Source organism: Geobacillus sp., from assembly GCF_017515625.1.
GTDB classification, from domain to species: Bacteria; Bacillota; Bacilli; order Bacillales; family Anoxybacillaceae; genus Geobacillus; species Geobacillus stearothermophilus.
Window position 1 is genome coordinate 1 of sequence record NZ_JAFWFM010000211.1, and the last position, 5,680, is coordinate 5,680.

The following is a 5,680-nucleotide window of genomic DNA, read 5'->3' on the forward strand; positions in this document are numbered from 1 at the left end:
TATCCTATTTTCAGCAAAATATAGTTAAGGCGATTCATCTCCCACTTACTCCGCTTCGCTTCGTTGAAGTGGGAGTCTTCTCGCCTAATTAAGATAAATCAGACTGACCGAGCCGAAGCAACAATCCTGCCGCCGGCAAAACGGCAATCGGCAGCATTAACGCTTTTCCCAAACGCTGTAAAAAACCTAACATCATGATCCTCCCCTTTTCATCTCAATCATAAATTTGTACCGGTCGCCGCGGTACACCGATTTGACGACTTCAAGCGGCCGGCCGTCGACAAGGTGCGTGCGCCGCTCAAGCAGCAGCACCGGCGCTCCTTCTTTCATCTTCAGATGCTCCGCCTCCACCTGGCGGGCGACCGAGGCTTCCAATGTTTGAACTGCAGAGCCGATGACCAGACCTTTTTCTTTTTCGATAAATTCATAGACGGAACCGCTTACAACATCACGCGTCAGTCCGGGGACGAGATGGACAGGAATGTACAGCGTCTCCAACGCCATCGGCAAGCCATCGGCCAACCGAAGGCGGCGGACTTTGTAAAGATCATCGCCTTCCGCGACGCCAAGTCCTTCAGCGAGCTTCTCGGAAGCCGGAACCGTCTCAAAGCTGAGGACGATCGTGCCCGGCTCCATGCCACGCGCCCGCATATCTTCGGAAAAGCTCGTCAGCCCTTTCAGTGGCTGCTCGATTTTTTGGGCGGCGACAAACGTCCCCTTCCCGCGCCGGCGGATGAGATAGCCATCGTTCACTAAATTGTTGACCGCCTGCCGAACGGTCATTCGGCTGATGTCATACATTCCCGCCAACTCGCGCTCAGACGGGATTATCTCGCCCGGCTGCCATTCTCCTTTTTCAATCTTTTCTTTTATATATTGCTCGAGCTGATAGTAAATCGGAATCGGCGATTGTTTATTGATCATGGCGCATCCACCCGCCGCTTTTCCTTCGGAATGAGCGAGAGCGCCTCCCGGTCGGCAATGATCGTCACGTCCGGATGAAGGTGAAGCGCGGAAGCCGGCAAGTCCGGGGTGACAACGCCTTCTAAAAGCCGAGCCATGGCCTCTGCTTTTTCTCGTCCCGACGCCAACAGCACGAGGCGGCGGCTGCGCAAAATGGTCGCAATCCCCATCGTAATGGCACGGCGCGGCACGTCATCCAACGACCCAAAAAAGCGGGCGTTTGCCTTGCGCGTAGATTCGGCAAGCTCGACGACATGGGTCGGCGATGAAAACGGCGTCCCTGGTTCGTTAAAGCCGATATGGCCGTTGCGTCCGATGCCCAAAAGCTGCAAATCGATGCCGCCCACTTCATCGATGAGCCGTTCGTAGCGGCGGCATTCTTCGTCAAGATCAGCAGCCAAGCCGTTCGGCACATGCGTCTCGTGAAGCGGAATGTCAAGCTTTGAAAACAAATGCTCATTCATATAATGGCGATAGCTGTTCGGATGATCCGGACCAAGGCCGATGTATTCATCCAAATTGACCGTGCGCACAAGCCGATACGATGTCCCATGCTGCCGATGATCGGCGGCCAATTCGCGGTACACGCCGAGCATCGTCGAGCCGGTCGCCAAGCCGAGAACGGCGGTCGGCTTTTCCTTGACTTGTTTGATGATGATGTCCGCCGCCTGACGGCTCATCTCTGCGTAGTCAGCAACTTCCAAAAGCGTTATGGCCATCGCTCTTCCTCCTTTCATCCGGTTTGCGATAGGCAAGGGCGCCGCGGCAAAACGTCATCATGACTTCATATCGTTCATTCAACACGACGACATCGGCGTCTTTGCCGGGCCGCAAGCTGCCTTTCCGATCAAGCAAGCCAAGCTGTTTCGCCGGATTCCAGCTCGCCATGCGGATCACCTCTTCCAACGTGCAACCCGTATAGTCGAGCACACGGCGGATGGCCTCGCCAAGCTTGAGCACGCTTCCCGCCAGCGTTCCGTCGGCAAGCCGCGCCTCCCCGCCGCAGACTTCCACCTCTTGGCCGCCGAGATCATACTCCCCATCGCCGAGACATTTCGCCCGCATGGCGTCGGTGATTAAGATAAGCCCCTCGCTTCCTTTATTCCGGTAAGCGAAGCGGACCATCGGCGGCGCAACGTGCAACCCGTCGGCGATCAGCTCGCACATCACTTCTTCAAACATAAGCACCGCACCGGCGACACCCGGTTCACGGTGATGGATGCCGCGCATCCCATTGAACAGGTGGGTCGCATGCGTCACCCCTGCATGGACCGCCGCTTTTACTTCGTCGTAAACGGCATCGGAATGGCCGATCGAAGCGATCACACCCGTCTGTTTCAAGTAGGAGGCAAGTTCCAGCCCCCCGTTCCGCTCTGGGGCAAGCGTGACAAGGCGGATATGGCCGCCCGCCTCCTTTTGCCAGTGTTGGAACAGTGAGATGTCCGGATCGGCGAGATGGCGCGGGTGCTGCGCCCCGGCGCGCTTCGGCGACAAAAACGGTCCTTCCAGATGAACACCGAGCACCTCCGACACCCCTGGGCGATTCTCCTCGGTCATATAACGGGCGACATTTCGAAGCGCCGCTTCGATTTGTTCGCTTGGCGCCGTCATCGTCGTCGCCAGGAAACTGGTCGTCCCTTCCGCCGGCAAGGCGTTGGCCATCTTGTCAAGCGCCTCCGGGGTCGCATCCATAACATCCGCTCCAGCCGCCCCGTGGATATGAACGTCAATGAAACCAGGCACGACAGCAAACCGTGGAGAAAGCTCGATCACTTCCGCCCCCGCTTCTGCCGGGCACGACGACATCGGGCCAATGGACGCCACTTTTTCCCCTTCGATCAGCACATACCCTTGTTGAATGTTGTCTGCTTCTGCATACACCGCAGCATTTTTCAATATCCATCGTTTCATCGCGATTTCCCACCTTCTGTTTTTATAATAATATTATATATTCTAGTTGTCTATACCACTATAAAAAAACTTCAACGTGAAAGAAGCAGGGAAGCTGTGGCTTCCCCGTTCTTCCAAACGGCGCTACGCTCCTTTCGGCCCGCGGGCCGGCAAATAAAACGAAAACGTCGTTCCTTCGTTCAGTTTACTGTGGACAGTGATGAGCCCTTTATGCGCTTCGACGATGTTTTTGGCGATGGCAAGGCCCAATCCCGTTCCGGAACGGCCGCGCGTGCGCGCTTTATCCGCTTTGTAAAACCGCTCGAACACAAACGGCAAGTCTTCTTCCGGGATGCCGGAGCCCGAATCTTGGACATGGATCGTCACGCCGTCACCGCTTCGTTCAGCGATCAAGCGGACCGCGCCGCCTGATTCTGTATGACGGATGGCGTTATCGATCAAGTTGGTCAGCACTTGCTCAATCCGATCGGGATCAAACGCGATGTCCATGTCGCCATCGCGGAATTCGGCCTCCAGCTCGATCCCTTTTTCTCTCGCCAGCCCGTGAAACTTGCGGATCACCCGCTCAATATACGGAGCGAGCTTCACCTGTTCATAGTGCAGCTCGATATGCCCGGCTTCCATGCGCGCTAAATCAAGCAAATCATTCACTAGGCGGCCCATGCGCAGCGACTCGTCATAAATGACTTTCGCCATCTCTTTTTTCTCGTCTTCGCTTGCCGCGATATCGTCGATGATCGCCTCGCTGTAGCCTTGAAGCATGGCAATCGGCGTGCGCAATTCGTGCGAAACGTTGGCGATAAAGTCTTTACGCAACTTGTCAAGCCGCCGCTCTTCGGTCATATCGCGCAAAACAGCCACCGCGCCGCGCACCATCGTTTTGCCGTACAGCGGCGTCATTAAAATGACCCACGTCCGCCCCTGCAGCGTCACTTCGGTCGATTGCTCCTTCTCCTCACGAACGACGCGGGCGAACAGCTCTTTCACTTGCGGCGGCAACGGCACCATCGCTTCCGCGTCGTTTCCTTGCTCAAAATACCACGCCTGCAAAAACCGCTCAGCCGGCGGGTTCGTAATCAAAATTTCCCCGTCGCGGTTAAACGTCAAGACGCCATCGGCCATGCTGCTTAAAATGCTGGCGAGCTGTTCTTTTTCCTGGTTTAAGGCGTTGATGTTAAACTGCAGACGCCGTCCCATTTGGTTGAACGCCATCGCCAGCCCACCGATCTCATCGTTCGTTAAAATCGGCACTTTCATATCGAAATGGCCCCGCGCCATTTCGAACGCGGCTTGCCGCATTTTCCGGAGCGGAGCGGTGATACGCGTCGACAAGAAAAAGGCAAAAAACGTCGTCATGACAATGGCGATAAACGCGGCAAGAAAAATGAGCTCTTTCGTATGCTCCGTTGCATCGGCGATCGCCTCAAGCGACTGGTAAATGAAAACAGCGCCGCGGCTGCCGCCCGGCATCGATAGCGGCACGCCGACGATAATCATGTCGTAAGGCAGCTCTTCATTGTGCTGCCACTCCGGCGCATACAGACGTTTTTTCACCGTCGTCCGATCGGTGAAGACGCGGCGCAAATCGGCATCTTGGCGGATGAACGACAGCGGCACGTCATGCAAGTCAGCGCCATCGGGTGAATACCAATAGTGCGACTCATCGGCGACGATGACGGCTTTCGTTCGATTGTCCACAAGCGTCCAAGCGATCGAGCGGGCAAGCTGCTCATCGCGGTAATCGTGCATCACCTCGGCCACTTTTGCCGCCAGGCGGGTCAAGTCGTTTTCCGCTTCCTGCACATAATAATCTTCCAAAAATTTAATAAGCAAAATGCTTAAAATAAACAGCACGCACGAAACGAGCAACAAAATCGTAAACCATAGCTTGCCGACGACGCTGCGAAACAGCCACATCAGTCGTTCACTGCCTCAAACTTGTAGCCGACGCCCCAGACGGTGACGATCATTTTTCCCGCCTGCGGCGACGCTTTATTCAACTTTTCGCGCAACCGTTTAATGTGGGTGTCGACCGTGCGCAAGTCGCCGAAAAATTCGTAATGCCATACTTCCTTCAACAGCTGTTCGCGGTCGAACACTTTGTCGGGCGAGCGGGCCAAAAAGAGAAGCAGCTCATATTCTTTCGGCGTTAAGCTGACTTTCTTGCCGTCGACCGTCACCCGGTGGGCGTCGTTGTCAATCGTCAAATGCGGAAACACAAGCACGTCTTTCGCCGTCGTCTCCACCGGCGCGTAAGCGGCATTCGCCGCGCGGCGCAACAGCGCTTTTACGCGCAGCACGACTTCGCGCGGGCTGAACGGCTTGACAATATAGTCGTCCGTGCCGACTTCAAATCCTTGAACGCGGTTCGACTCCTCGCCTTTGGCCGTCAGCATAATGATCGGCGTCGTTTTTTGCTCGCGAATTTCTTTGCAGACGTCAATGCCGTCTTTGCCCGGCAGCATCAAATCCAGCAATATAACATCGTAGTCGTTGGTCAACGCCTTCTCCAACGCTTCATTGCCGTCGCCGGCCTCGTCGATCACATAGTTTTCCCGCTCCAAATACATTCTCAACAGCCGGCGGATGCGCTCCTCATCATCCACCACCAAAATACGAACCGGCTTTTCTTGCTTTTCCATGCCAAAGCACCCTCCTTCATCAGCTATATAGATGCAACGAAATCGTTTAACATATCCTTGACGGAAAAGTGGCTCATCCATTTTTGACTGTCGAAGGCAAGCCGTAGGCTTGCCTCCGTCACGCTAAGGCGTGACGGAAGACCGAACAACGACTCGCTTAAAGA

5 protein-coding genes and 1 pseudogene are annotated in these 5,680 nt (G+C 55.3%); all 6 read right to left on the reverse strand.

Annotation, left to right across the window (positions count from 1 at the left end):
* Nucleotides 1–94 precede the first annotated feature (94 nt).
* Nucleotides 95–193: pseudogene (locus tag IKE44_RS12250) on the reverse strand (PTS transporter subunit EIIC); the annotation flags it as partial.
* Nucleotides 193–924 carry a GntR family transcriptional regulator gene (locus tag IKE44_RS12255; protein WP_049625518.1) on the reverse strand — a complete coding sequence of 244 codons (732 nt, stop codon included), beginning with the start codon at nucleotides 922–924 and terminating at the stop codon, nucleotides 193–195. The pseudogene IKE44_RS12250 and the gene IKE44_RS12255, both read right to left, overlap by 1 nt.
* Nucleotides 921–1,682 (reverse strand): glucosamine-6-phosphate deaminase, encoded by a 762-nt coding sequence (gene nagB / locus IKE44_RS12260; protein WP_049625745.1) that lies wholly within the window; start codon nucleotides 1,680–1,682, stop codon nucleotides 921–923. Before nagB ends, IKE44_RS12255 begins: the two co-directional genes overlap by 4 nt.
* The gene (gene nagA / locus IKE44_RS12265; RefSeq protein WP_033013956.1) at nucleotides 1,654–2,874 is read right to left on the reverse strand and encodes an N-acetylglucosamine-6-phosphate deacetylase; all 1,221 of its coding nucleotides are present in this window, start codon (nucleotides 2,872–2,874) and stop codon (nucleotides 1,654–1,656) included. The genes nagB and nagA overlap by 29 nt, the downstream gene beginning before the upstream one ends.
* A gap of 123 nt (nucleotides 2,875–2,997) precedes the next feature.
* Entirely contained in the window at nucleotides 2,998–4,791 is a 1,794-nt protein-coding gene (locus IKE44_RS12270) for an ATP-binding protein (RefSeq protein WP_287466043.1), read from the reverse strand.
* Nucleotides 4,791–5,516, reverse strand: coding sequence for a response regulator transcription factor (locus IKE44_RS12275; protein ID WP_033013954.1), 726 nt, complete (start codon nucleotides 5,514–5,516; stop codon nucleotides 4,791–4,793). Before IKE44_RS12275 ends, IKE44_RS12270 begins: the two co-directional genes overlap by 1 nt.
* Nucleotides 5,517–5,680 lie beyond the last annotated feature (164 nt).